The sequence below is a fragment of the Klebsiella sp. 1SOBk5mer genome (assembly GCF_046603115.1).
Taxonomy (GTDB): Bacteria; Pseudomonadota; Gammaproteobacteria; order Enterobacterales; family Enterobacteriaceae; genus Klebsiella; species Klebsiella quasipneumoniae.
This window is the reverse complement of record NZ_JBKIUU010000003.1, coordinates 118,611-141,559: the sequence shown is the minus strand read 5'-3', so window position 1 is coordinate 141,559 and position 22,949 is coordinate 118,611. Positions and strand designations below refer to the sequence as shown.

Below are 22,949 nucleotides of genomic sequence, written 5' to 3'. Positions count from 1 at the left end.
AACAATCTGAGTAGGTGCAAGAAAACACAAGGATCTTATTAATGGAAGCGTTGTTAATATTTACATTTAAAGACTTTATAGCTTTTATAATTCCTCTTTTTATTGGCGGACTTATCTTCAATAGGAGACGTAAACGTAAGGAGGTCCGAGTGAAGTTTTCATTTCTTTGGCTTGTTTTGATAGTCGGTGGAATTCTTGAAATATGCGATGATATCTACACAACTTATTCCTATAGGCATAATCACTTATATAATAATGATACGCTTACAACCGTGTTTAACTATGATTTTGCAAAAATTGTTTTTTGTGGGGTTTTGATTTTTGTTTCTATTGCGCTTCTTCTTCAGGAGTTGCTTTTAAATAAGCAGTCACATTGACGAATATTGCCTGTCGGCACATTGCCCTTTTTTATTTTGATATGGGGCTGTGCCGAAACAATGTAAGCTCAAATTAAAGTCAATAAAATTAGTGTATTGATAATGCTGTGTTTTTGATTTCTTTTAGCTCTTGAGATGAGTTGATAAATATATCGCCTTGTGTGTTTGTGTCGGTTTAAAAAGATTTTTATCTTCGTTAATCTGAACCAAAAAATCAGAGTTTTCTTCGATTCCATAGTGCTTTATTCTGAAATGAATACCCTCCTGAGGTTAATGGTGAAATTTTATTCGAGATACTTTACCGGGAGACTGCATGACTGATATCTACTACCCACATGACAGCCTCCCTATGCCATTACAGGAAGGATACGGATTTCAGCCTGTAAGCCCGTTAAAACGAACCCAGTTAACCACCGGTCGCGCGAGGCAAAGGCGAGCTTTTACGTCCACGCCGACGCAGGCCAGCATCACCTGGTTTATGGAAACCGATGCGCAGGGCCTGGCGTTTGAGTCCTGGTTCCGTGATGCGTTATCTGACGGGGCTGCATGGTTCATGATGAAGTTGCAGACGCCGTCAGACATTAAGTTTTACAAATGCCGCTTCACAGATATTTATCAGGGACCGGTGCTAGTGGCCCCGATTTACTGGAAGTACACGGCGACGCTTGAATTATGGGAACGCCCCCTTGCTCCTGCCCCATGGGGTAACTACCCGGAATGGATCGTCGGCAGCTCACTGCTGGATATTGCGCTGAATAAGGAGTGGCCAAAGCATGACGCAGATTAAACGCCTCTACGCCAGCAGCGGGCCGGAGGTGATCATTGAGACGCTGCAGATCACCATTGGTTCTAATGTCCATTACCTGTGCCAGGGTTACGAGGATATTACGGCAATGACGGAGAACGGCGATACCGTAACGTTTACCGCCTGTGCGATAGACATTGCTCTGCCGGCGCGCAATGCGGACGGCACGCAGGACCTCAAATTTGCCTTGTGCAATATCGATGGTGTTGTGTCCACGGCGATCCGCTATGCGCTGGCTAACCGTCTGTCTGCATTGCTGACGTACCGGCGTTATATCTCCACGGATTTAGCGGCCCCTGCGGAAGTGCCGTATACGCTGAAAATCAAGTCTGGTTACTGGACGGCGACAGAGGCGCAGATTACCGCGGGTTATATGAATATCCTTGATACAGCCTGGCCACGTTACCGCTACACGCTACCTGTATTCCCCGGACTGCGTTATATCAGCTAAGGAATCCCAATGTTCAACCCTGATAAATACCGTTCAGTCACCTGGCTGAAGGGCGGGCGCGTATACCCGCAACTCGACTGTTTCGGCATTGTGAACGAGATACGCCGCGATCTGAATTTACCCGTCTGGCCCGATTTTGCAGGGGTCACCAAAGACGACGGCGGCCTCGACCGGGAAGCGCGCAGGATGATGCTTACCCTTGAGCGCTGCGGACCCTGCGAAGGGGCCGGGGTGGCCTGTTATTCCGGATCAACCGTCACCCACGTTGGGATCGTGGTCAGTATCGGTGGCCTGCTGCACGTGGCGGAATGCAATCCGGGAACGAACGTCACCTTTCTGCCGTTGCCGCGGTTTAAGCGCCGATTTGTCAAAGTGGAGTTCTGGCAATGACCATTCGTTTTTACCCGTCCCGGCTTCCCGGTGAACCACTCGAAACGCATGTGCATGGTGTAACCAGTATTCGCAGCTGGCTGGTGGAAAATGTTGAAGGCTACGAGGATCGGGATGTCCCACCGCTGACCGTTGAGGTTGAGGGGCTGTTAATTCCGCCAGGCGAGTGGGCTAAGTGTGTGATTCACCCTGATAGTGATGTCAGGCTTTATCCGGTTCCCTTCGGGCTTGAGGCCGCTACGATTGCCTGGATAGGAGTGGGTATCGCCGTCGCATCAGCGGCTTATTCACTGTTCATGATGAGTAACATTGATGCCGGCGGCTACACGTCATCCACAGGGCGAAGCCTCGACCTGAACCCGGCAAAGGCGAATACCGCAAAACTCGGGGATGCCATACGTGAGGTGTTTGGCCGGGTGCGTATCTACCCTGATTATGTGGTGCAGCCGGTTACCCGGTTTGATGCCGCCGATCCTACGAAAATGCGCGTCAAGATGCTCTTATGCCTCGGTGTCGGTGATCTGATTTATACCAATGGCGATATCCGGGTTGGCAGTACGCCAGCTTCAACGCTACCGGGATTCAGCAGCACCCATTACCCGCCAGGCGCGGACGTTTCCGGTGATGAGCGCAGTGAAAACTGGGTCAACAGTACAGAGGTCGGCGGGACGTCATCCGGCACCGGGCTGGATATGGCCCAGACGTCGCCGGATGCCGACGACATTATCGCAGACAGCATGACCGTATTCGGTTCGAGCGTAACGTTTACCGGGCTGGATACGGATTATGATGACGATAATGACGAGAACGATAACGCACTGCCGCCCAGCTGGGTCGCTGGCGCCGTGGTCGAACTGAAAGCCCCGGCGAACTACCAGATCACCACGGCGGCCGGATACAGCGTTATCGCAAGCCCGCTGCTGACGGAGATCGCGCCGGTAGTAGGTATGCCGGTGACGCTGGGGTTTAACTCTGTCGATTACGATCTGTTTATCGCGTCATATACCCCCGGTCAGGCTGCAGTGCCCGGCACCGGGGGGAGTGCGGCAAAACTCCAGTCCAGTGCGGCCCCGACCACCTACGATTTTTCGACCAGCTCCAGCACGTTCACGATCACCTGGCAGGGGATTACCTACCCGGTGTCGCTGGTGGCTAACTACGTCTCGATGTCGGGACTGCTGGCGGCAATCACCGAAGGACTCACTGGCTCCGGTCTGGTTGCACAGGACAACGGCGGCACCGTACTGATAACGGAGTCGGCCAGTCCATTCGCGGGTGGGGCGATCACATCTTCTGCGCTGCCTGCAGCTGTTTTCGGTGATGCCCCGGTTTACACCTCCGGCACGGCATCAACCGGCGGCAGCCCGGCGGTAACGGCGAATGTGACACTCGCCTATAACTCTGCCACGGGAACGGCCTTTTCCGGCATGCCGGAGGGGGTGCAACGGCTTTCACTTGCTCACCGCGGGAATGAGTACCGCATTGTCTCTGCCGACGGCACGACGGCGACGGTGGCGCGCCTGGTTTCCGGTGCCGTTGATGAGTCATGGCCGGGATTCTCCGCCCGGACGATGATCGACTATGAGGCCACTGGTCTTAACGACACGCTGAGCTGGCTGGGGCCGTTCCTGGTTTGCCCTGAGAATGAAGTGGTGGATGCATTCGAGGTGAATTTCTCCTTCCCGAACGGCATCTGTGGCTTTGACAGTAAGGGCAAAAAACGGATCCGCCACGTGGAGTGGGAGATACAGTATCGCGTCTACGGTTCCGGATCGGGGTGGGTGAGTCACCAGGGCGAGTATGCGCTGAAAAACGTCAACGGGTTAGGTTTCACTGAGCGGATCACTCTCAGCTCTCCGGGGCTGGTAGAAGTTCGCTGCCGTCGGCGCAATGAGCAGGGAAGTAATAACGCGCGCGATTCGATGTACTGGCAGGCACTGCGCGGGCGACTGCTGACGCGCCCTTCATCCTATCCCGGCGTGTCGCTGATGGCGGTGACCGTCGAGACTGGCGGGAAGCTGGCGGCGCAGTCGGACCGCCGTGTAAACGTTGTGGCCACCCGCGCCTATGAAACCGGAACGGCCAGAACTATCTCGGGTGCTCTGCTGCATGTCGGAAACTCGCTGGGGCTGGAGATGGATGTCGACACCATCAACGTGCTGGAGTCTGCATACTGGACGCCACGCAGCGAGTATTTCGACTTTGCTACCGACGACAGTATCTCAGCGCTGGAAATGCTGCAGAAGATAGCCAACGCCGGGAAGTCACGTTTTCTGCTGAGCGATGGCCTGGCGACGGTAAACAGGGATGGGATTAAGCCCTGGACTGGCGTGATCACTCCGCATGAGATGGTGGAGGAGCTGCAGAGCGGATTTACCGTACCGTCCGACGATGATTTTGATGGTGTCGACGTGACGTACATCAACGGGACTACCTGGGCAGAGGAGACCGTTAAATGCCGGACGCCGGACAATCCCACGCCGGTGAAAATCGAGAACTACAAAATTGATGGGGTACTGAATCAGGATCACGCCTACCAAATCGGGATGCGCCGCCTGATGAAATACCTGCAGCAGCGGGTGACATTCCAGACCACTACCGAGCTGGACGCGCTGTGCTACAACCTGGGCGATCGCATTGTGCTCACGGATGATATTCCGGGTAACAACACGATTTCCTGTCTGGTGGAGGCGATGACAACGGCTGGTGGCGTGACAACGTTCACCGTCACGGAGCCGCTGGACTGGTCGTTTGAAAACCCCCGCGCGCTGATCCGCTATCAGGATGGCTCTGCATCCGGGCTGATGGTGGCAAGCAGGGTGGGTGATTTTCAGCTGTCAGTCCCGCACCTGAGCGAGTTTGATGACCCGATGAAGGTTGACCTGTCGTCAGCCACCATCGAGCCGATCCGCATGGTGTTCTGCGGCTCAACGCGCCATATCTACGACGCCATTGTAGAGGAGATCGCCCCGCAGTCTGACGGCACCTGTCAGGTCACCGCAAAAGAATACCTCGAATCGTTCTACCAGTACGACGACGCCACATACCCCGGCGACGCTGCTTAATACCAAAAAAATCCCTTTCAACTTTTCTTTCGCTCAAACCCTCGTTTGGGCGAAGCCTCGTTTTGGAGCAAAAAAATGGCCGAACTTAACCCGCCACTGGGCACGACGACGCCTGAAATTTTCCTGGATAACGTCAAGCGCGCTGACGAACTGGTGAACGGTCCGGCCGGAACGGTTAGCGACCGCGGCGGTGAACCGCTCGATACCTGGCGCCAGATGATGGCAAAAAACGATGAGATACGGCAGAACCTGATCCCCCTCAGTAAGCAGTACCAGACGCTGGCAGCGGCGCAGGCGGATATCGCTAATATTCCGCCAGGCTCGACGACGTATTACCGCAGCCCGGATGACAGCGCGCTCGCAGTAGAGGTTATCAATAACGCCGGGACACTGGAGCCTACCGGGCGCCGCATGCCATCGCAGGAATACACCGATGATATTTTCGAAGGAATGAAAACCTCCGGCTTGATCCCTGACGTTATGAATCCGGAAACCGGTTATGTACTGGCATTCCGGGATCCTGTCACGAAGCGAGCCTGCATTCTCGTGACCGTAACGGGTCAAGTTGAAATCCCTCTTCTGCAGTACAGAAATGGCTCGGTTGGTCGCGAGGCTCTGGATCAGGAAGTTCAGCAGTTAGTCCCGGTCAGCCTCGATCCTGCTACAGGTTATGTCATGGCATGGATTGACCCGGTAACACGTCGCATGGCGCTTCGGGTTTCCGTAACCGGCCAGGTCGACATTCCCCTGCTGAAAATCGCAGATGGGGCTGTTGAAAAAAATATGCTGTCAGAAAACCTTCAGGGATTAATTCCGGTCACACTGTCACCGGAAAGCGGCTATGTGCTTGCATGGGTGGATCCTGTCACGCGTCGATGTGCATTGCGGGTCAGTGTATCCGGGCAGGTTGAAATACCGATGCTGACCATCGGGAAAAATATCATTACGGTTGAAAATCTGACGGATGAATTACAGGGTGCAATCCTGCCTGTAGCACAGGATGTTGTCAGCGTTTATCCGGATGCTGTCCGCTCCCGAATAGCGGATATTACCGCCAGAACAAACGATAAAGACGGGTCCGCCTGGTCGCCGTTATCATCCCATATCTGTCGGGCGCTGTACGGCGTGAATAACACCGGGACACCGCTTGAATATCGGCGCTCGTTCGGGCTCAAAATTGCCGGCAAGGCGCAGGGCGTTCCATTTTCACCCGGTTCCGTAGCCTCCATTACCCGCCGTGGAAGGCTGACCAGCCCGACTATTTCTACGCCATCTGGTTCTTTTTCTGCCGGCGACTATTACAGCTATGAGGCATATAACACCAACTCCAGCGTTTCGGAAACTGCACCGGGTACCTGGAACGGACAGCCCGTCTATCTTGGCGATCTGCTGGTCTATGATGGCACCAGCTGGAGTATTCAGCGCTCCCCTGGCTCAGGAGCAGCCCGCAAGAATGGTACCTGGCATCTGGTCACTTCATCAGGAACATTTGCCGGAATGACGCTTGTTCCTGGTGACGCGGTGTTATTCCTGACGTTGCAAACCGCTGGAGGTGGGTTCCTGCAGCCACAGTTTGCCGTTCTGAACACCACCAGTGATCTCCTGCTGTATGGAGGCGAATTTTCACCTACAGCAGGCTATCCGGCTTCAGACCGTTCGAATGTGGTTTACCAGGCATCTTCCAGCGGGAATACAGGCGGTGAAAGTTATATGGCTGGTGACTACGCCATGTTTGACGGCATCAGTTGGGTACGAATCGCGAATGATGAAGCGGTGACGGTACCAGTCGGGCAGAGTATCAGCTTACGGTGTACAGCTAACTCAGACGAATGGGAGTTCCGGCGCGCGGATAAATCAGCAACCATGGTCGGCATACGCCTCAAAACACAGGCTGCCTCGGCGATGCGTAAGGGACTGTGCAAGAAATTGCTGCTGATCGGTGATTCGATGTTTGGGAGCGGTTCTTCCGGAGCAACGATAATCGCTGCTACAGGCAGAAGTGGAGAAGTCAGGTCGTATGGTGGATCAACGACCGATCAGGTCGTCGGCATGCTGAAACAGGAAATTCTTTCCTGGGGGGATCGATGGGCAGGCCAGATGATGGCCGCATGGCATGGACAGAACAACCAACCGAAAACCGATGCTCAGGCCGCGCAGATCCGTGAAGGCTCACTGGAGATACACAGGCTTGCCGGCGCGCTGTTCATTCGTGTTCTGTTTCTGACAATTATGGGTCAGCGTGAGGCGACATGGAACGGGGTCAGGCTGGTTTACTCACAGCACGAAAATCAATTTGCGAAGACCGGCTATCTCTATGAGCTCACCGAATGGTATCGCCGGGTCTTTCCGGGGCAGCACGCTGTTGTGTATGAAATCATGCTGTCAGCAGCCACAGACGCTATCGATCCGACATTCCCTGGAATGACGGAGAAACAGGTTGCAGGAAAATATGGAGTGTTGCCCTGGTCCTTTTTCGCCAATGCCCTGATGCCCTCCGGACTGACAACTAACATGCTGAACTACCAGGGAACATGGAGCAATGCGGGCGTGCCATCCGGTGGCTCACATGCTGATTACTATCTGCGAATTGCAGCCGGAACGGTGGGAAATGTCATCGTGAATAACAACGGATCCTGGTCAGAAATTGCCATTGATATTACCCATATGAGTCCGGCAGGCGGTCACGCGCTGGCATATGGCGGAAATGGTTTTAACCTGGGCAACGGCTATACCAACATCCCGGCCCGCGAGGGAATCGCGGACATTCTGCTTAATAACTTTTTCTTTAAATGAGGTGACATATGGGACAGATGGTTAGTCTTAACGGTGCAAATTTCACAGATACCCGCCTTCCTGTTTTATACAATTATCCCGGACTCTGCGCCGGATCGCTGACGCTGCTCGACGCTGAAAAAATAGCGGCAGATTTTAATTTCTCCGCCACGGCAGTTACGACCTATACAGATAATCTTGCTGCTGAAGTGGCAGCGGAGCTGACAGGTAAAACGGCAATGGACCTGCGCTTAGCGTGGAGTAACTCACTGGTCACTACTGGCACCACACCTGAGGCCTTGTTTGAAAGGACGGCTAAGGGGGGAATTCACGGTATCGTATCGCTGAGCAATCAACAGGTAGGACACCGCGGCCGCTTCCAGTGTCCCGGAATCATGGAATATATTGCTGCGCATCAGAATGACCATCAGTTTGCATTATTTATGCATTACCGTGTAACGCGGGTTGGCGGCGGAACAGGCGCGCAGCAGGCAGTAGAATCCATTATTTCAACGCAGGTATCACCATCAGCAAACCGGCTGATTATCGCCCGGCTGCCGAATGCGGTTTCAGAAAATCCTGGTTTGCACAGCCAGCTTTCAGATAAAGCAGGAACAGACCTGACTGCGACCGTTTATTATCAGGAACTCCCTGTTTTCGGTGCCGCTTCCGGGTTTGGTTCCCTGGTGAATAACGCCTGTAAATCCTGGGTTCTTTACCGATGCCATCTGGTTGATGTTACGGCTTCCGGGATGACCTTTGCGGAGCTTACTGCGGCAGAACAGCAGTTGTTTAATGTCAATTTCGGCACTGGCGGGAAATATGCGGGTGATACTATCCCTACCAGTCCATCGGCGCTGGCGTAGTATTTATATCTGGCCGAGAGAGTGAGAAAGTCCCCCGGTTCAACTCCGGGGGATGAATGAAAAGGTAACGTTATTAACTGAATCTGTTGGCGCACAGGTTGTAATCGGCAGTCAGTATATCGGTGGCTGTCAGGCCGGACGCACCGAGATCATCAACCCGTGCGCGATACAGCATACCAGTCCAGGACAACGGAAACGGATTGCTCGTTCCAACCCGTCGCGTCGTGGGCTCTCCGGGTGGTGTCGCCGCCAGCGCAGATGTTGAGGTAAACACCACTACCTTATCGATATAGGCGCGAACAGTATGCTGTGTGCCATCCGCGCTGAACTCGCATTCAACGGCGAACTGATGCCGCCCTCCATCAAACAGGGGGAGCAAATTGCTGGTCACCACGTAATTTTTTCCACGCACGGCCAGCTCAATTTTAGTCGGTTGTCCGGCTGCATCGGTCGTCGGCACAACTGATAACAGCGCATTAGCGTAGCCATTCGTCTCGACCGTGGAAAAATGCAGGAGCTGGTTGTTGAAGGTGGATAGTGATCCGGCTTTGGTAACCTTAACCCACCCCGTAAACATCCAGTGCGTATCGCTGACTTTCATGCAGCCTGCGGCATCCAGATCAAACCCGTCGTTTTTTACGCCAGCGAACACTATGCCTTTGTTTGCTGCGCTGTAGTTTTTAGCCAGGGAAAACGCCCCGGTGTGATCGTTATACGTTAGATCGTGGATTATCGCTCCAGCAGCTAAATCTTTACCTCCTCCCATTGCGTCGACGGCCATATCAAATACGCTACGGGTACCTTTGTTAATGCTTTTATCTCGATAAAATTTCTTCCCGGTATCGTTAACCACTCCCTTTAACACCTCAATTCTTCCGCTCATTACAATACCCACCCTTTTAATTTCATAAAGTTGTAAACGAACTCGGCATTAACATCTGCTCCGGCATACAGCGCATACTCTGGTGTGACTGAACCCGATATACTCTGGCTGGGGTGCAAATTGTCGTAACGTAACGATCTCGGTGTTACGCCATTATTGATATCTTCGACATCTCCTGGCGACGTCGGGTTATAATGATTCATAAAGTTTTGCAGCAGATCGACACCATTAATCTGGCAATAATTACTTGGAAAATTCTGCTTATATAAGTTATTTAAAATACGCACGTAATTATTATTGGTTGAACCCGTTGGCTCAGTCCCACCAGGAAAATCAGGCAATATTACAAAGCGTTTTCCTACCGATTTAAGCCATGACACCATCGCCTGCGCATTGCTGATTATCAAATCAATCTCAGAAATATTATTTCGACCCAGCCAGAAAATATTAATACACTCATCATGCTGATCGTACCGGGTTCCGCCCGGAGCGCCGTTTGTTACTGAAAACCCTGTTATCGGATAAACGATCACCGGAGTGGGCACACTGACTGTCACCGCAGCGCCTGCAGCAGTCCTGGTAAACGTCGCTTTCGTCCCGTCCCAGCCAAACATCCCGTCAATACCCGCAAAGGAGCAGGCAATACTGGTGGCGGCAGCATTACCAAAAATGCGATTTGGGCCGGGTTTAGCGGGGCTTAACGTCACTGCACCAGATGCGGGGATGACACCGCCAGCAGGAGTGTAAAGCGTTCGGGCCGCTCCCTGGCGGCTGGCGATACCTTCAGATGTCAGTCCAGACTTGCCAAAGTTGTAGGTATAAAGTCCTGTCAGCTGGGCGAGCCGTGAAAGAAAGCGGCCGTTCTCCATGAAGCTGTGACCCCATCCAACCAGTTTTGGCCTGGCGATATAGGGATATTCTTTAAAGCCAGGGCCCTCGGCATAAAACAACCCGCCGGGGGCATTGTCGGCTCTGTCTGACGTCCATACGATCCGGTCCAGAATATCCGGCCGGGGGTTCGTTTCGTTGCTGCTCCCTGACGTTACGGCGATTTCTTTCTTATTCTCAGTATCATAAACGCGAACCTGTGATTTCCCGCTGGCGTCGATCTGCGTGAAGGGTGCATAGGGGTTAACTTTTGGCGGTTGTAAAGAAAACAGATAAGCCTGTTGCCATCCGATGGAACGCTGTATGTACTCATCCAGATCAAACTGAATGTTTTTATCTTCGTCCAGGATGACATATCTCGCGGGGTTCAGCTCATACTCACCCGATGCGGAGCTGAATTCCGTTGTGCCGCTGAGCACTTCGAGGTTTGTTTTATCCATCGTTCCCAGGATACCAGCAGGATTAATACTCTTCCCGTTAACGGACAGGCCACAGAAATCAAATAAGCCGTTTTTCAGCGCGATCAGAATGTTGTATTCGCTGTCCACCACAACAGAATCGTATTCATCGTTTAATTCTGTCATCGTCCTGAACGTCGTGGTTTCAGACAATGCCATCAGCGGGATCAGTTTACTGACCACAATATCGGATGGCATACGCCTGCCTGTCGCGGTGAGTGTGCCGCTGATATTGATGTATTCATCTGCGAGAGCATCGTCGGCTGTGCTACGAACGAACGTTGCAGAGCCAACCGGAATGTTCGCGATATCAGCCTGCGCTTCCGGGAGGGTCATATACTGACGGCTCAACGGAACCAGGTTGCGCCGGATATCGTCCAGCGTATTCGAAATCCGCGACATGATACCTCGCCAGGTATCCAGATCAGCCCCGGAGCGGTCAGGGAAGACCAGTGCCAGACTATTCAGCAAATTATCCAGGCGAGTGGCGTTATCGAGCAGCACCGCGGGCGAAGTGCTCCCAAGAGGCGGATCAAAGGCCATGTTTTTTGCTCCAAAAAAGGCGTTCGCCCAAACGAGGGTTTGAGCGAATTGTCGCGGCTTTTTACAATCAACTATTTCAAGGAGTTAGATAGTGCTGATTGGCTATGCGAGGGTATCAACCGGGGATCAAAACCTCGATTTACAGAAAAACGCGCTGATCCGCGCAGAATGTGAGCTGGTTTTTGAGGATATGGCCAGCGGGAAAAATGCCCGGCGGCCAGGGTTAAAGCGCGCCTTACGGCGGCTGCGATCGGGTGATGTGCTGGTGGTGTGGAAGCTGGACAGGCTTGGCCGCAGCGTGCGTGATCTGATTACGCTCGTGTCTGAGCTGCAGGCGCGTGGGGTGAATTTCCGCAGTCTTACAGACAGCATCGACACCTCGACGCCTGCGGGACGTTTTTTCTTCCACGTCATGAGCGCCCTGGCGGAAATGGAGCGCGAGCTGATCGTCGAGCGTACCCGCGCCGGTTTAGCCGCTGCGAGGGAGCAGGGGAGAGTCGGCGGCCGCCGCCGGGTAATGACCACTGAGGTTGTGGAGAGATGCCGCAGGATGCTGGAGAACGGTGCTACCAGGCAACAGGTAGCCGATGTGATAGGTGTGGATGTGAAGACGATCTATAAGTATTTACCAGCATCAAATTGAAATTAAATGCGATATTAATCTGATTTCTATGCGATTTGACACTATAAATGTGTTATGGATGATCACCAATATAAAAATTATCGACCTTCTTATCCTTAAAATTGATGCCGCAAATGTTCACAGTTGTGGCATATTAAAGTTAAGATTCAATGCTCTAAGTGAGCGTGTTTTAAACGGTTTCTACCTGATTTCTTGGCTTCGTATAGTTTCGAGTCTGTAATTTTGAATATGTCGTCAAATGAAATGTTACAATCTGACTTCGGAAATATAGTTACAGCGCCAATGCTGACAGTGATTTTTCTTTGAAGGGTTGAAATATCTTCGATGGATTTTCTTAATTTTTCGCATGCCGTTAAGCATTCGCTGTCAGTTGTGCCTGGGATAAGAGCAATGAACTCTTCACCACCGAATCGCGCAACAATTCCTTTTTTATTCAATGTATCGGTTAAATTGAGTGCTACATACTTTAACGCTTTATCACCCTCCTGATGGCCAAAGTCGTCATTATATGATTTAAAATAATCTATATCGATAATGGCTAGAGAGAAAGGTTCAAGGTTACATTCTGCCTTCATTTTTACTTCGCTGAAGAAAATCATGAACTTTCTTCGGTTGTAAATACCAGTTAATGAATCAAAAGTTGCCATTTTTTCTAACTCTTCATTTGCTCTTTTGAGTTCCTTTTGTTTTTGTATAACATCTAATTCCATTTTTTTACGATCGTCAATGTTTTGGATTTGAGATATATAATATATGGAATTGTTAACTTCATTTTTCATCATTGACACGCTCAAAAGACACCAAATACACTCATGATTGGATTTGATGTATCTTTTTTCGAGTTCGTAATGTGGTATTTCACCATTTTTTAAGGATTCTAAAAGCTTGAGATCAAGGTCAAGATCGTCTTTATACGTTATCATTTGGAAGTTTGTTGACAGTAAATATTCCTTTGTATATCCAAGCATATTAGTAAGGGCTTGATTGACTTTTATCCATCGTCCTTCTTCTGAAACGATAGCCGTCCCAATTGTGGAATTGTTAAATATCTTTTCAAGTATCTGATTTGATTCTACTAAAGATTGAATTATACTCTCTTTTTCTTTTGTTAAAATATCTATTTCTAAAAGTGATGCTATTCCTTCAGCCATTAGACCTATGAATTCATGATCTTCACTGTTAAAATTTTCTAATTTGACATTTTTTGATGAGAAATTAATAGTTCCCCAAATGTTATTTCTCACAAATATTGGGGCTGCAATATATGATTCGAGTGACATGGATAAATAAACAGGATGTTTTTTTAGTAATGGGTGATGCCCTGCATTATTCACGCTTATGATTTTTTTCTCTGCCACTACAGCTTGGCAATAAGTATTTTCGAGATTAAATATCATTCCTGGATGAATATCTTTATGACCGCTAGAGCCAATTATTGTATATTTGTTGTTTTCTATCCTGCTTATAATCCCTATCTCTAAATCAAATGCTTTAATTCCTTCATTAATTATCCTGATAAGAATATCTTCCAGGTGGAAATCTCGGTGAACGAGCGAGTCATAAAGAGAGTGTATTCTGCCGCTATGTCTTTTTTGCTTCATTTTATCCTCCTTGAGTTTTTTATTATGGGAACGATATGATTATAGCACTAATTTTTAAGTTTGCTAAAATGTATATTTTATCTTTCTTAGGGAATGAGGGGGAAGGTTGTTGAGTTCAGTATGATTGTGAGGGGGGATTGTAATTTCCTGTAGGGAGAGAGGGAAGAAATCATTCTGTTTGTGATTTATAGTTATTGCCATGAAAATGATGCCCATGATATTTTCACATAGGCATCTATGAGCATGTTAAATATCAAATTTATCCACTATACTAACATGAAGACGAACATCAATATTTCCTCTGGTTGCGTTTGAATATGGACAAACCTCGTGACCTTTCTTTACAAGTTCAATTGCAGCTGTCTTGTCCAGTCCACGTACTTCAACATCTAAATCAATATCCAGGGAAAAACCGCCATTCGCATTTTGTCCAATCCCAACAGCACAAGACGTTTTGGTCGAAATACCCTCGAGTTTTTGTTGCTGTGCGATATGAATCAGAGCGTTATCAAAACAGGCTGCATAACCCATAGCAAACAATTGCTCCGGATTGGCGCCAGTTTTACCACTGTCATTAGTGAAGCTGACTAAATCGAGGCCAAACGAACCGTCATCTAAGTCTACTCTGCCATCACGACCACCGACTGACGTTGCACTTGTTTTATAAAAAATCTTCATAGTCATTGCCCTTCTAAATTTGTTTGTGTGCGATTGAATCGTGTTGTAATGATATCCAAAGATTGAGTCTTGTCAATGTGCTTTTCAGAAAAAATCGTATGCGATATACTTGGCTTAAAGTATATGGGGTCAGTTATGAACGAAAACGTAAGCCTTTTTGAACAAGGGGATTTTCCGAAGCTTGAGGATTTTCTCTGCTTTGCCACTTACACTGCTAACCTTGCCTTCGGTAAGGCTTACCAGCCTTATCTGTCAGAGCTGGGGTTAACATATTCTCAATGGATTACATTGTTGGCATTGGCGGAAGAAGATGGACTAACCGTTAATCAGTTAGGCGAGAGATTATTCTTAGCGTCAAGCACCCTCACGCCAATGTTAAAAATTCTTGAGAAAAAAGGAATCGTGATCAGACAGCGCTCAGTCGAAGATGAGCGTAAGGTTCACATCTTTCTTACGGATGAGGGCAGAGAATTGCACAAAGCAAGCCATCGGTGCATGAAAGTGTTTTATTCACTAGGACTGACACTTGAAGAGGTGCAACTCTTGCAGAAGACAATTATCAAGGTAAGAAATAATTTACTGCAATCTTGACCTTCTTAACTAGCAAGCTGTTTGAGGTATAAAGGTTCCAGCTTGGGCTCTGGTTCCGACTATGGGGTACTGTGACCTGCTCAAAGTCATGTGACTCAGCCTTAGCATTTATTGGTTGTTCTGCTGCTACAGTCCGCGTAGAGCGAGAAGCGGACGCCGGTATGAAGTTAACAGACGCCCGTTAATATTACGCGGAAAGATTACTTAACCCGTTTCCCTGTATCATCAATGACCTTTTCGCCATCTTCTTTGGTAAAAGCGCTTTTCTGGCCTTCAGGCAGAATGTCCAGCACAATTTCTGAGGGACGACAAAGACGTGTGCCAAGCGGCGTCACGACCACCGGTCGATTAATCAGGATCGGATGTTGAAGCATAAAATCAACCAACTGCTCATCAGAAAATTTGTCTTCATCAAGCCCCAGTTGCTCATAAGGTTCGACGTTCTTACGCAGCAATGCACGTACTGAAATACCCATATCAGAAATTAGTTTGCTAAGCTCATCACGAGTCGGGGGCGTATCGAGATAATAAATAATGGTTGGTTCGTTACCGCTGTTACGGATCATCTCCAGCGTGTTACGTGAGGTGCCACAGGCCGGGTTGTGATAGATGGTAATATTGCTCATATCAATATCTCGCTACAAGGTGACAGAGAGCCGCCACGCCAGCACGGCCAGAGTGACGAAAAGCACGGGCAGGGTCATGATTATGCCGGTGCGGAAGTAATATCCCCAGGTGATGGTCATGTTTTTCTGTGCCAGCACATGTAACCACAGCAGGGTTGCCAGACTGCCAATCGGAGTGATTTTCGGGCCTAAATCGCAGCCAATCACGTTGGCATAAATCATTGCCTCTTTGACGACGCCAGTCGCCGTACTTCCGTCAATCGACAGCGCACCAATCAGCACCGTCGGCATGTTATTCATTACCGACGACAGGAACGCGGTCAGGAAGCCGGTGCCGAACGTTGCTGCCCATAACCCCTTTTCTGCCAGCAGGTTTAGCACGTCAGATAGAGACTCCGTGAGCCCTGCATTGCGCAGGCCATAGACCACCAGGTACATGCCCAGTGAAAAAATAACTATCTGCCATGGTGCATCGCGCAGGACTTTTCCTGTGTTGATGGCGTGACCTCTTTTCGCCACTATGAACAGTACTGCTGCGCCAGTAGCGGCTATTGCACTTATCGGGATCCCAAGAGGTTCCAGAACAAAGAAACCGACAAGTAGCAAAAACAGGACAATCCAGCCCGCCCTGAACGTTGTCGGATCCTTTATCGCACTGGCAGGCGTCTTCAGCAGCGAAACGTCATACGTCACCGGAATATCCCTGCGGAAGAAGAGATGCAGCATGACCAGCGTGGCCGTAATTGCGGCCACATCTACGGGGATCATCACGGAGGCATACTGCGTAAAGCCCAGACCGAAAAAGTCCGCCGAGACGATATTCACTAGGTTAGAAACAATGAGCGGCAGGCTGGCCGTATCTGCAATAAATCCTGCGGCCATGACAAAGGCTAGTGTCGTGCCCTGACTGAATCCCAGTGCGAGCAGCATCGCAATTACAATCGGCGTCAGGATCAGTGCGGCTCCATCATTGGCAAAGAGTGCAGCAACAGCAGCCCCAAGCAAGACTATCCAGCTAAACAAAAGGCGGCCACGTCCGTTACCCCAGCGGGAGACGTGCAGAGCGGCCCATTCAAAGAAGCCGGACTCATCGAGCAGCAGGCTGATGATGATGACCGCAATAAATGCCGCTGTCGCGTTCCAGACGATATTCCAGACAACGGGAATATCAGCGATATGGATGACTCCGGTTACCAGCGCCAGCACAGCCCCGATACTCGCACTCCAGCCAATACTCAGGCCTCCGGGTTGCCAGATCACCAGTATCAACGTCAGTAAAAATATACTCCCCGCCAAAAGCATCTCAGACTCCGTTATATATGATTATGTGAATTTGTTTTCTTTTCTCAGCAGGAGGTGCAGGCTGATTTATCCAGCCATTTACGCAAATCCTCCCGCATACACTGCCAGGACGTCGTAATTGTCTCAGCTGCCCATGCCGGTATGTGGGGTGACAGACGATAGTGGATCCATTTGCCTTCACGACGGTCCAGAACCAGCCCAGCCTCACGAAGGATAGCCATATGTCGCGAGACTTTGGGCTGTGATTCGGAAATGGTTGCGCAGATATCACAAACGCACAGTTCTCCTGACTCCCGGAGAATCATGACGATGGCGAGCCGAGTTTCATCCGACAGGATTTTGAAAAGCTGAACAGGTTGTAGCATTTTTCACTCCGTTCCCTTTAGAATATATATGATAAATCATATGTATTAAATCTGAAACCATCTGCTCTCTCCGGAGGAGAAAAATGGAACAATTTCCTGCCCTGAATATTGAATTCTTTGATCAAGACATCGCTGAACGCCTGAACCTGCAAGAGCCGCCACGGATTCTTATCCTGTATGGCTCAGTAAGAGAGCGCTCCTACAGCCGCTTTGCTGCGGAAGAAGCTGGTCGCCTGCTGACGGCGATGGGCGCGGAGGTAAAACTGTTTAATCCATCCGGTCTACCCCTGCCGGATGATGCGCCGGACACGCATCCTAAAGTCACCGAGCTGCGTGGTCTGGTCAGATGGTGTGACGGGATGGTGTGGAGTTCTCCGGAACGGCACGGGGCTATGAGCGCAGTTATGAAGGCGCAAATTGACTGGATACCATTAAGTGAAGGCGCGGTTCGTCCTTCGCAGGGCAAAACACTTGCGGTAATGCAGGTCTGCGGCGGTTCACAGTCCTTCAATGCAGTAAATCAGATGCGTATCCTGGGCCGCTGGATGCGGATGTTTACGATCCCCAACCAGTCCTCCGTAGCCAAAGCGTGGCAGGAGTTTGACGAAAACGGACGAATGAAACCTTCGTCATGGTATGACCGCATCGTCGATGTAGCCGAGGAGCTGTTTAAAATCACGCTGCTGCTTAAGGGACAAACCGGCTATCTTGCTCATCGTTACAGCGAGCGAAAAGAGAGCCATCAGGAGCTGTCATCCCGTGTCAATCAGGACAAAATATAACTTCTGTTCTTCGTTAATCCATAATGCATGAGCTTAACAACGTCCGCTCCTGGCACATTGCGGACGTTATGAATTTATAGCCGCTCAATAATTAGTTCTGGCCCTTGTTTTTTCACGTCACTCATGGCACGCGAGACCGTGTTCAAGAAGAAATACTCAGCGGGCAGTACTCCGTCTTCGGTAGTCTCAACTGCCTGCAGCCGGGGACATCCTGCCTCATCTATTCGCGCGCTGCTTCCGGCACTAACACTAACGGCCGGCGGTCGTGAATATCGACGAGGCCCTGATCGGCCGCAGCGGTCACTATCAAAAATCCTTCAGCTTCATCGCCGCGTTCAAAAGGTGCGCTGCCGATCGCCGCCAAAAAAATGGGGTTGCCGTCTTTTCTATGGATGAAATAGGGCTGTTTCTTGCCACCTTCACGCTTCCACTCAAACCAGCCATACGCAAAACAGATCGCCCGGCCGTGCTGCCAGAGAAGCTTAAACATCCTGCTGCTGGCTGCGGTCTCAACCCGGGCATTAATCAATGGCGGTTTATCCCACCACCCTGGCGCGTAACCCCAGTGCACCGGATCGAGGTGGAGTTCTTCGTTGCGTTCGCTCAGCAACAGAACTTTGGTACCGGGCGCCATGTTGTAACGTCCAATCGGATCAGGGTCGTATGCGATGTCGCGCTCGGCTTCATCCGCTAGGTATGCCAGATATTCTTCACGGGTTTGTGATTGAGCAAAGCGTCCGCACATGGATACCTTCAGTCTTCAGACTGAAAGTATAGAAGTTGTGGAGGAAACGTAGGAAGGGAACTCCGACAGCCATCTAACTGATGACTGTCGGAGATGACGTCAAAAACAATGTGTACAAAATTGTGTATTAAAATCAGAAAAATCGCACAGTTTGAAAATCTAACTCATTGTTTTTAATTGACAAAAATATTTATCTTGTAGGCGCTATCGTAGGGCATACCATTCCTTATGTTTCAGTGGGTTAGCCATGGCACCGAGAATATCGGAAATCACGTTGACAATAATCACCAGCGCGCCAATCACCATCACTCCGGCGGAGATCGCCGCGTAGTCCTGCTGACGAATGGCGTTGATAAGCCACCGGCCCAGCCCTGGCCAGCTGAACACCATCTCCGTGATCATCGCCAGGGTGAGCATGGTGGAAAACTGCAGGCCGAGGCGCGGGATCACCGGCGGCAGGGCGTTGTGCAGCACGTGGCGCAGTAAAATTTTGCGTCGCGAGACGCCGCGGGTGGCGGCCGCCTTGACGTAGTTGGTGTCATAGACCTCGCTGGTGCTAATGCGCATCAGGCGGATCACTTCGGTAGTGGGGGCTACCGCCAGGGTCAGCACCGGCAGCACCATATGCCGGGCGGCGCTGACGATCATCTCATGGCGCCACGGCGAGTCCGAAAGCCAGGCGTCAATCAGCGCGAAACCGGTGACGTTTTTCACCTCATACAGCAGGTCGAAGCGGCCGGAGACCGGAAGCCAGCCGAGGGTCAGGGAGAAGAAGAGGGTCAGGAGCAGCGCCAGCCAGAAGACCGGGATCGAGAAACCGACCAGCGCGACGGCGCTGATCAGGGTATCGGGCCATTTGTTGCGCATCACGCCGGCGATCATCCCCACCGGAATGCCAATCAGCAGGGCAAAGCCGAAGGCGAGGATGCACAGCTCCATGGTCGCCGGGAACACCTCGCGCAGCTGCTCGGAAATCAGCTGGCCGTTAATGCTGGAGACGCCAAAATCCCAGTGCAGCACCCCTTCAAACCAGAACAGCCATGCATTCCACAGGGTCGCGCCCTGCAGTGGGGCATGGGGAGTGAAGTAGCTCAGGCTGAAGCCGACAAAGGTCAGAAAAAAGAGGGTGACCAGCAACAGCAGCAGACGGCGCAGGGTAAAAATAATCATGGTTTTTTCACCTCTTCGGTTTTCTCCCGCGATACGCCAGCGAACGAAGCGTTACCGAAGGGGCTAAGCACCAGGCCTTTCATATCATAGCGATAGGCCTGCAACCGCAGCGATGAGGCCAGCGGCAGGACCGGCAGTTCACGAGCGAGGATGCGCTGGGCCTCTTTGTAAGCGTCCATCCGCGAGGAGAGCTGCTGCGAGAGCAGCGCTTTTTGCAGCACGTCATCAAATTCCCGGTTACACCAGTGGGCGAAGTTGGTTTGCGAGGCGATCGCCGCGCAGCTCAGCAGCGGCCGGAAGAAGCTGTCCGGATCGTTACTGTCCGTCGCCCAGCCGGAGAGCGTCAGGTCATGGTTCATGTCCATCAGCCGCGCCTCCTGGAAGCGCCCCTCCACCGGCATGATGATCACCTTGACGCCGATCTGCGCCATATCCGCCTGGATCAGCTCTGCTGTTTTCAACGGGCTGGGGTTCCACGCCTGCGAGCTGGTGGGAACCCACAGTTTGAGGGTCAGATTTTCCAGCCCCAGGGCCTTCAGGCGGGTGCGGGCCTCCTGGGGATTATATTCGGTAATCTTAGCGTCGTTATCGTAGGCCCACGAGGCGCGCGGCAGCATCGACGCCGCCGTCTCCGCGGTGCCATAGTAGATAGACTGCATCAGGCGCTGGTTGTTAATGGCCAGCGCCAGCGCGTGGCGCACCTCCGGGTTGTCCAGCGGCGGCTTGGCGGTGTTGAAGGCCAGCCAGGCAATGTTCATCCCCGGACGCAGCGTCAGGCGCAGGCGCGGGTCGTCACGCAGGATCGTCAACTGGCTGGCGGCCGGCCAGGCCAGCACGTCGCATTCGCCGGTCAGCAGTTTCGACAGGCGGCCGGTTCCACCGGAGCCGAGGTCAACCACCACCTGCGGCATCAACGGCTTGCCGCGCCAGTAGCCGGGGTGGCGCTGCAGGCGAACATACTGCCCGGAGCGGTACTCAGACAGCTGGAACGGGCCGGTGCCCACCGGCTGGCGATCGAGCTGTTCCTGACGATCGTCCTGCGTTAAGCGGGCGGCATATTCGGCGGAGGTAATCGACGCATAGTGGGTGGCCAGATGCCAGAGGAATGATGCATCCGGCCGCTTGAGGCGAAACTCCACGGTCTGATTATCGAGCTTGCGGACGCTCTCCACGCTGTCAGCAAACTGCAGGCTGTCGAAGTAGGGGAAGCTGCTGCCGTTGACGTTGTGCCAGGGGTGATCGCGGTTAAAAATGCGGCCAAAGGTGAAAATCACGTCATCGGCGTTGAAATCCCGCGTCGGGGAGAACCATGCCGTGCGTTGAAACGGGACGTGGCGGCGCAGGTGAAAGCGGTAGGTGGCGCCGTTATCGAGGACTTCCCAGCTCTCCGCCAGCTCGGGGACCAGCCGATAGGTATAAGGGTCGACGTCAAGCAGGCGATCGTAGATCTGCGCGGCCAGCGTATCGACGATCAGTCCGCTGCTCACTTTCTGCGGATTAAAGGTATTAACCTGGCCGCTGACGCAATAGACGAAACCGCTGTCGCGAATATCGGCGCGGTCGGGGAGCGCAGGGGCGGCAAAAGCCTGCCCACACAGCAGGGAAACCGCTGCCAGGAGAGATGACAATTTCAGGCGCATATTTTCTGTTTGATTATAGAGTTGAACTCTATCTTATTAAGATTCATAGACATTCACCACCGCCTTCAACAAGCCTGAGGGATAATGCGGTTACCGGGTGCGTATAGTATTCAGTCAATTGATTAAAATAGTCGCGGAACCGAGTCTGTATAATGAAACATGGTAACTTTTTATCGCCGATATCGCCAGTCAGCTCTGTTTGGCCGCGGTTGACCGGACGGTGGAAGCGACGCTAACGCCGGGGATAAATTCAGTATAGCGGGGAGAAAGCAGAGGGTTCGACGGGCGGGTAACCCTACCCGTCGGATGTCATACAGGGGGGGACGTTTTTGTTTATCGTGACAACGTCACTTTTTGATAATCCATATTCCGTAAATCCTCCAGCAGCCCGGGGCCGACCGGCTGCCACTGCAATCGCTCGCGAGTCCATGCCGAGCTGGCGCGCAGGTCAAGGGCGGTAAAGGGGGCAAACCAGCCGAACCAGGCGTCAGCCTGCTCCTCATCCAGCTGGGTCAGCGGCAGATTTAAGCCCCGGGCGATGACTGCGGCAATCTCCCGTAATGCGATCCCCTCTTCAGCCACCGCATGGTAGCGCTCGCCCGCAGCGCCCTGCAGCAGGGCGCTGACGTACAGGCGCGCGACGTCATCGACATGGGCGGCGGACCAGCGGTGGTTCCCCTCGCCGCGCAAGGCCACCGCGCCGCTGGCGACCGCGCGTTCGATATAGCTGGTCAGCAGCCCCTGGCGCACGGTGTCATGCACCTGCGGCAGGCGAACGACCCGGACGTCCACTCCCGCCTCCAGCAGCTGCTGGCCGGCAAGTTCTGAGGCGGTCCGCGGGCTGGGGTGCGCGGCGTTAAAGCACGACTCGCGGGCCGGGGCGCCGCTCCCGTCGTCGCCCATCAGCGTGCCGGAGGTGATGACCAGCGGCCGCGCGCTGCCCCGCAGCGCCTGGCCCATGGTGAGGATCGCCTGGCGGTCTTTCTCGCAGTTGGCGGCAAAGCGGCTGAAGTCGTGGTCGAAAGCGGTATGGATCACCGCGTCGGCGCTCTCGACGCCCGCCAGCAGCGAATCGGGGGCGTCCAGCGTGCCGCGGCGCACCTCGACCCCTGCCGCTTCCAGGGCCTGCGCCGTGGCGTCGCTGCGCGCGAGGCCGATAACCTGATGGCCCGACGCCTGCAGCGCCGGAAGAATACGCGAGCCGATAAATCCGCTCGCGCCGGTAAGAAATATACGCATTATGAACCTCCTGGACGGGTTATCAGGCGTATCCTACCCGCGATGTCATACTATAAAAGTAGAGACATT

At 52.1% G+C, this 22,949-nt stretch carries 19 protein-coding genes and 2 pseudogenes; 10 read left to right on the top strand and 11 right to left on the bottom strand.

Going from position 1 to position 22,949, the window contains the following annotated elements:
- Positions 1 to 41: 41 nt before the first annotated feature.
- The 7 genes and pseudogenes from ACLH1U_RS09445 to ACLH1U_RS09415 all read left to right on the top strand — a co-directional run bounded on the left by ACLH1U_RS09445 (position 42) and on the right by ACLH1U_RS09415 (position 8,726).
- Positions 42 to 377, top strand: a complete 336-nt coding sequence (locus ACLH1U_RS09445) for a hypothetical protein (RefSeq protein ID WP_110237568.1) — start codon at positions 42 to 44, stop codon at positions 375 to 377.
- Between the two features lie 313 nt (positions 378 to 690).
- Entirely contained in the window at positions 691 to 1,164 is a 474-nt protein-coding gene (locus tag ACLH1U_RS09440) for a hypothetical protein (RefSeq protein ID WP_072413063.1), read from the top strand.
- Positions 1,151 to 1,633, top strand: a complete 483-nt coding sequence (locus tag ACLH1U_RS09435) for a DUF1833 family protein (RefSeq protein WP_072413064.1) — start codon at positions 1,151 to 1,153, stop codon at positions 1,631 to 1,633. The genes ACLH1U_RS09440 and ACLH1U_RS09435 overlap by 14 nt, the downstream gene beginning before the upstream one ends.
- A 9-nt stretch (positions 1,634 to 1,642) precedes the next feature.
- The gene (locus ACLH1U_RS09430; RefSeq protein ID WP_110237569.1) at positions 1,643 to 2,023 is read left to right on the top strand and encodes a nitrite transporter; all 381 of its coding nucleotides are present in this window, start codon (positions 1,643 to 1,645) and stop codon (positions 2,021 to 2,023) included.
- Positions 2,020 to 5,088: a host specificity factor TipJ family phage tail protein gene (locus ACLH1U_RS09425; RefSeq protein WP_110237570.1), complete on the top strand. Its 3,069-nt coding sequence runs from the start codon at positions 2,020 to 2,022 to the stop codon at positions 5,086 to 5,088. The genes ACLH1U_RS09430 and ACLH1U_RS09425 overlap by 4 nt, the downstream gene beginning before the upstream one ends.
- Positions 5,089 to 5,163: 75 nt before the next feature.
- Positions 5,164 to 5,521, top strand: a pseudogene (locus ACLH1U_RS09420) (hypothetical protein); the annotation flags it as partial.
- A gap of 2,368 nt (positions 5,522 to 7,889) precedes the next feature.
- Positions 7,890 to 8,726, top strand: coding sequence for a hypothetical protein (locus ACLH1U_RS09415; protein WP_110237571.1), 837 nt, complete (start codon positions 7,890 to 7,892; stop codon positions 8,724 to 8,726).
- Between the two features lie 73 nt (positions 8,727 to 8,799).
- On the opposite strand, the gene ACLH1U_RS09410 is transcribed toward ACLH1U_RS09415, so the two are convergent.
- Both ACLH1U_RS09410 and ACLH1U_RS09405 read right to left on the bottom strand, forming a co-directional pair.
- Positions 8,800 to 9,609, bottom strand: a complete 810-nt coding sequence (locus tag ACLH1U_RS09410; protein WP_323079772.1) for a hypothetical protein — start codon at positions 9,607 to 9,609, stop codon at positions 8,800 to 8,802.
- Positions 9,609 to 11,498 carry a hypothetical protein gene (locus tag ACLH1U_RS09405; protein ID WP_411299214.1) on the bottom strand — a complete coding sequence of 630 codons (1,890 nt, stop codon included), beginning with the start codon at positions 11,496 to 11,498 and terminating at the stop codon, positions 9,609 to 9,611. Before ACLH1U_RS09405 ends, ACLH1U_RS09410 begins: the two co-directional genes overlap by 1 nt.
- 91 nt (positions 11,499 to 11,589) lie before the next feature.
- Here ACLH1U_RS09405 and ACLH1U_RS09400 point away from each other — a divergent pair, with 91 nt between their 5' ends.
- Complete coding sequence (locus tag ACLH1U_RS09400; protein WP_110237574.1) at positions 11,590 to 12,141, top strand: recombinase family protein; 552 nt, start codon at positions 11,590 to 11,592, stop codon at positions 12,139 to 12,141.
- Positions 12,142 to 12,287: 146 nt separating this feature from the next.
- Here the strand turns inward: ACLH1U_RS09400 and ACLH1U_RS09395 are convergent, their stop codons facing one another.
- Both ACLH1U_RS09395 and ACLH1U_RS09390 read right to left on the bottom strand, forming a co-directional pair.
- On the bottom strand, positions 12,288 to 13,742 hold the full coding sequence (locus ACLH1U_RS09395) for a sensor domain-containing diguanylate cyclase (RefSeq protein ID WP_110237575.1): 1,455 nt from the start codon (positions 13,740 to 13,742) through the stop codon (positions 12,288 to 12,290).
- Positions 13,743 to 13,988: 246 nt separating this feature from the next.
- A complete protein-coding gene (locus ACLH1U_RS09390; RefSeq protein WP_063942102.1) occupies positions 13,989 to 14,420 on the bottom strand; it encodes an organic hydroperoxide resistance protein in 432 nt (143 codons plus the stop codon).
- Between the two features lie 135 nt (positions 14,421 to 14,555).
- Here ACLH1U_RS09390 and ACLH1U_RS09385 point away from each other — a divergent pair, with 135 nt between their 5' ends.
- A complete protein-coding gene (locus ACLH1U_RS09385) occupies positions 14,556 to 15,011 on the top strand; it encodes a MarR family winged helix-turn-helix transcriptional regulator (protein ID WP_110237622.1) in 456 nt (151 codons plus the stop codon).
- A gap of 200 nt (positions 15,012 to 15,211) precedes the next feature.
- Here ACLH1U_RS09385 and arsC read toward each other — a convergent pair whose 3' ends face one another.
- From arsC to ACLH1U_RS09370, 3 genes are read right to left on the bottom strand one after another with little or no spacing between them, the layout of a single operon-like run.
- Positions 15,212 to 15,637 carry a glutaredoxin-dependent arsenate reductase gene (gene arsC / locus ACLH1U_RS09380; RefSeq protein WP_072421969.1) on the bottom strand — a complete coding sequence of 142 codons (426 nt, stop codon included), beginning with the start codon at positions 15,635 to 15,637 and terminating at the stop codon, positions 15,212 to 15,214.
- 12 nt (positions 15,638 to 15,649) lie between these two features.
- Positions 15,650 to 16,939, bottom strand: a complete 1,290-nt coding sequence (locus ACLH1U_RS09375; RefSeq protein WP_411299213.1) for an arsenic transporter — start codon at positions 16,937 to 16,939, stop codon at positions 15,650 to 15,652.
- A 44-nt stretch (positions 16,940 to 16,983) separates the two neighbouring features.
- Positions 16,984 to 17,304, bottom strand: a complete 321-nt coding sequence (locus ACLH1U_RS09370; RefSeq protein ID WP_072421967.1) for a transcriptional regulator — start codon at positions 17,302 to 17,304, stop codon at positions 16,984 to 16,986.
- 83 nt (positions 17,305 to 17,387) lie between these two features.
- Between ACLH1U_RS09370 and arsH the strand changes: the two genes are divergently transcribed.
- Entirely contained in the window at positions 17,388 to 18,086 is a 699-nt protein-coding gene (arsH, locus tag ACLH1U_RS09365) for an arsenical resistance protein ArsH (protein ID WP_072421966.1), read from the top strand.
- A gap of 74 nt (positions 18,087 to 18,160) precedes the next feature.
- Here arsH and ACLH1U_RS09360 read toward each other — a convergent pair.
- The 4 genes and pseudogenes from ACLH1U_RS09360 to ACLH1U_RS09345 form a co-directional block, all read right to left on the bottom strand.
- Positions 18,161 to 18,831 (bottom strand): annotated as a pseudogene (locus tag ACLH1U_RS09360) (SOS response-associated peptidase).
- A gap of 204 nt (positions 18,832 to 19,035) precedes the next feature.
- Positions 19,036 to 20,001 carry a putrescine export ABC transporter permease SapB gene (gene sapB / locus ACLH1U_RS09355; RefSeq protein WP_017900865.1) on the bottom strand — a complete coding sequence of 322 codons (966 nt, stop codon included), beginning with the start codon at positions 19,999 to 20,001 and terminating at the stop codon, positions 19,036 to 19,038.
- Positions 19,998 to 21,641 carry an ABC transporter substrate-binding protein SapA gene (gene sapA, locus ACLH1U_RS09350; RefSeq protein ID WP_023289350.1) on the bottom strand — a complete coding sequence of 548 codons (1,644 nt, stop codon included), beginning with the start codon at positions 21,639 to 21,641 and terminating at the stop codon, positions 19,998 to 20,000. Before sapA ends, sapB begins: the two co-directional genes overlap by 4 nt.
- Positions 21,642 to 21,974: 333 nt before the next feature.
- A complete protein-coding gene (locus tag ACLH1U_RS09345; protein WP_162923962.1) occupies positions 21,975 to 22,883 on the bottom strand; it encodes an SDR family oxidoreductase in 909 nt (302 codons plus the stop codon).
- Positions 22,884 to 22,949 lie beyond the last annotated feature (66 nt).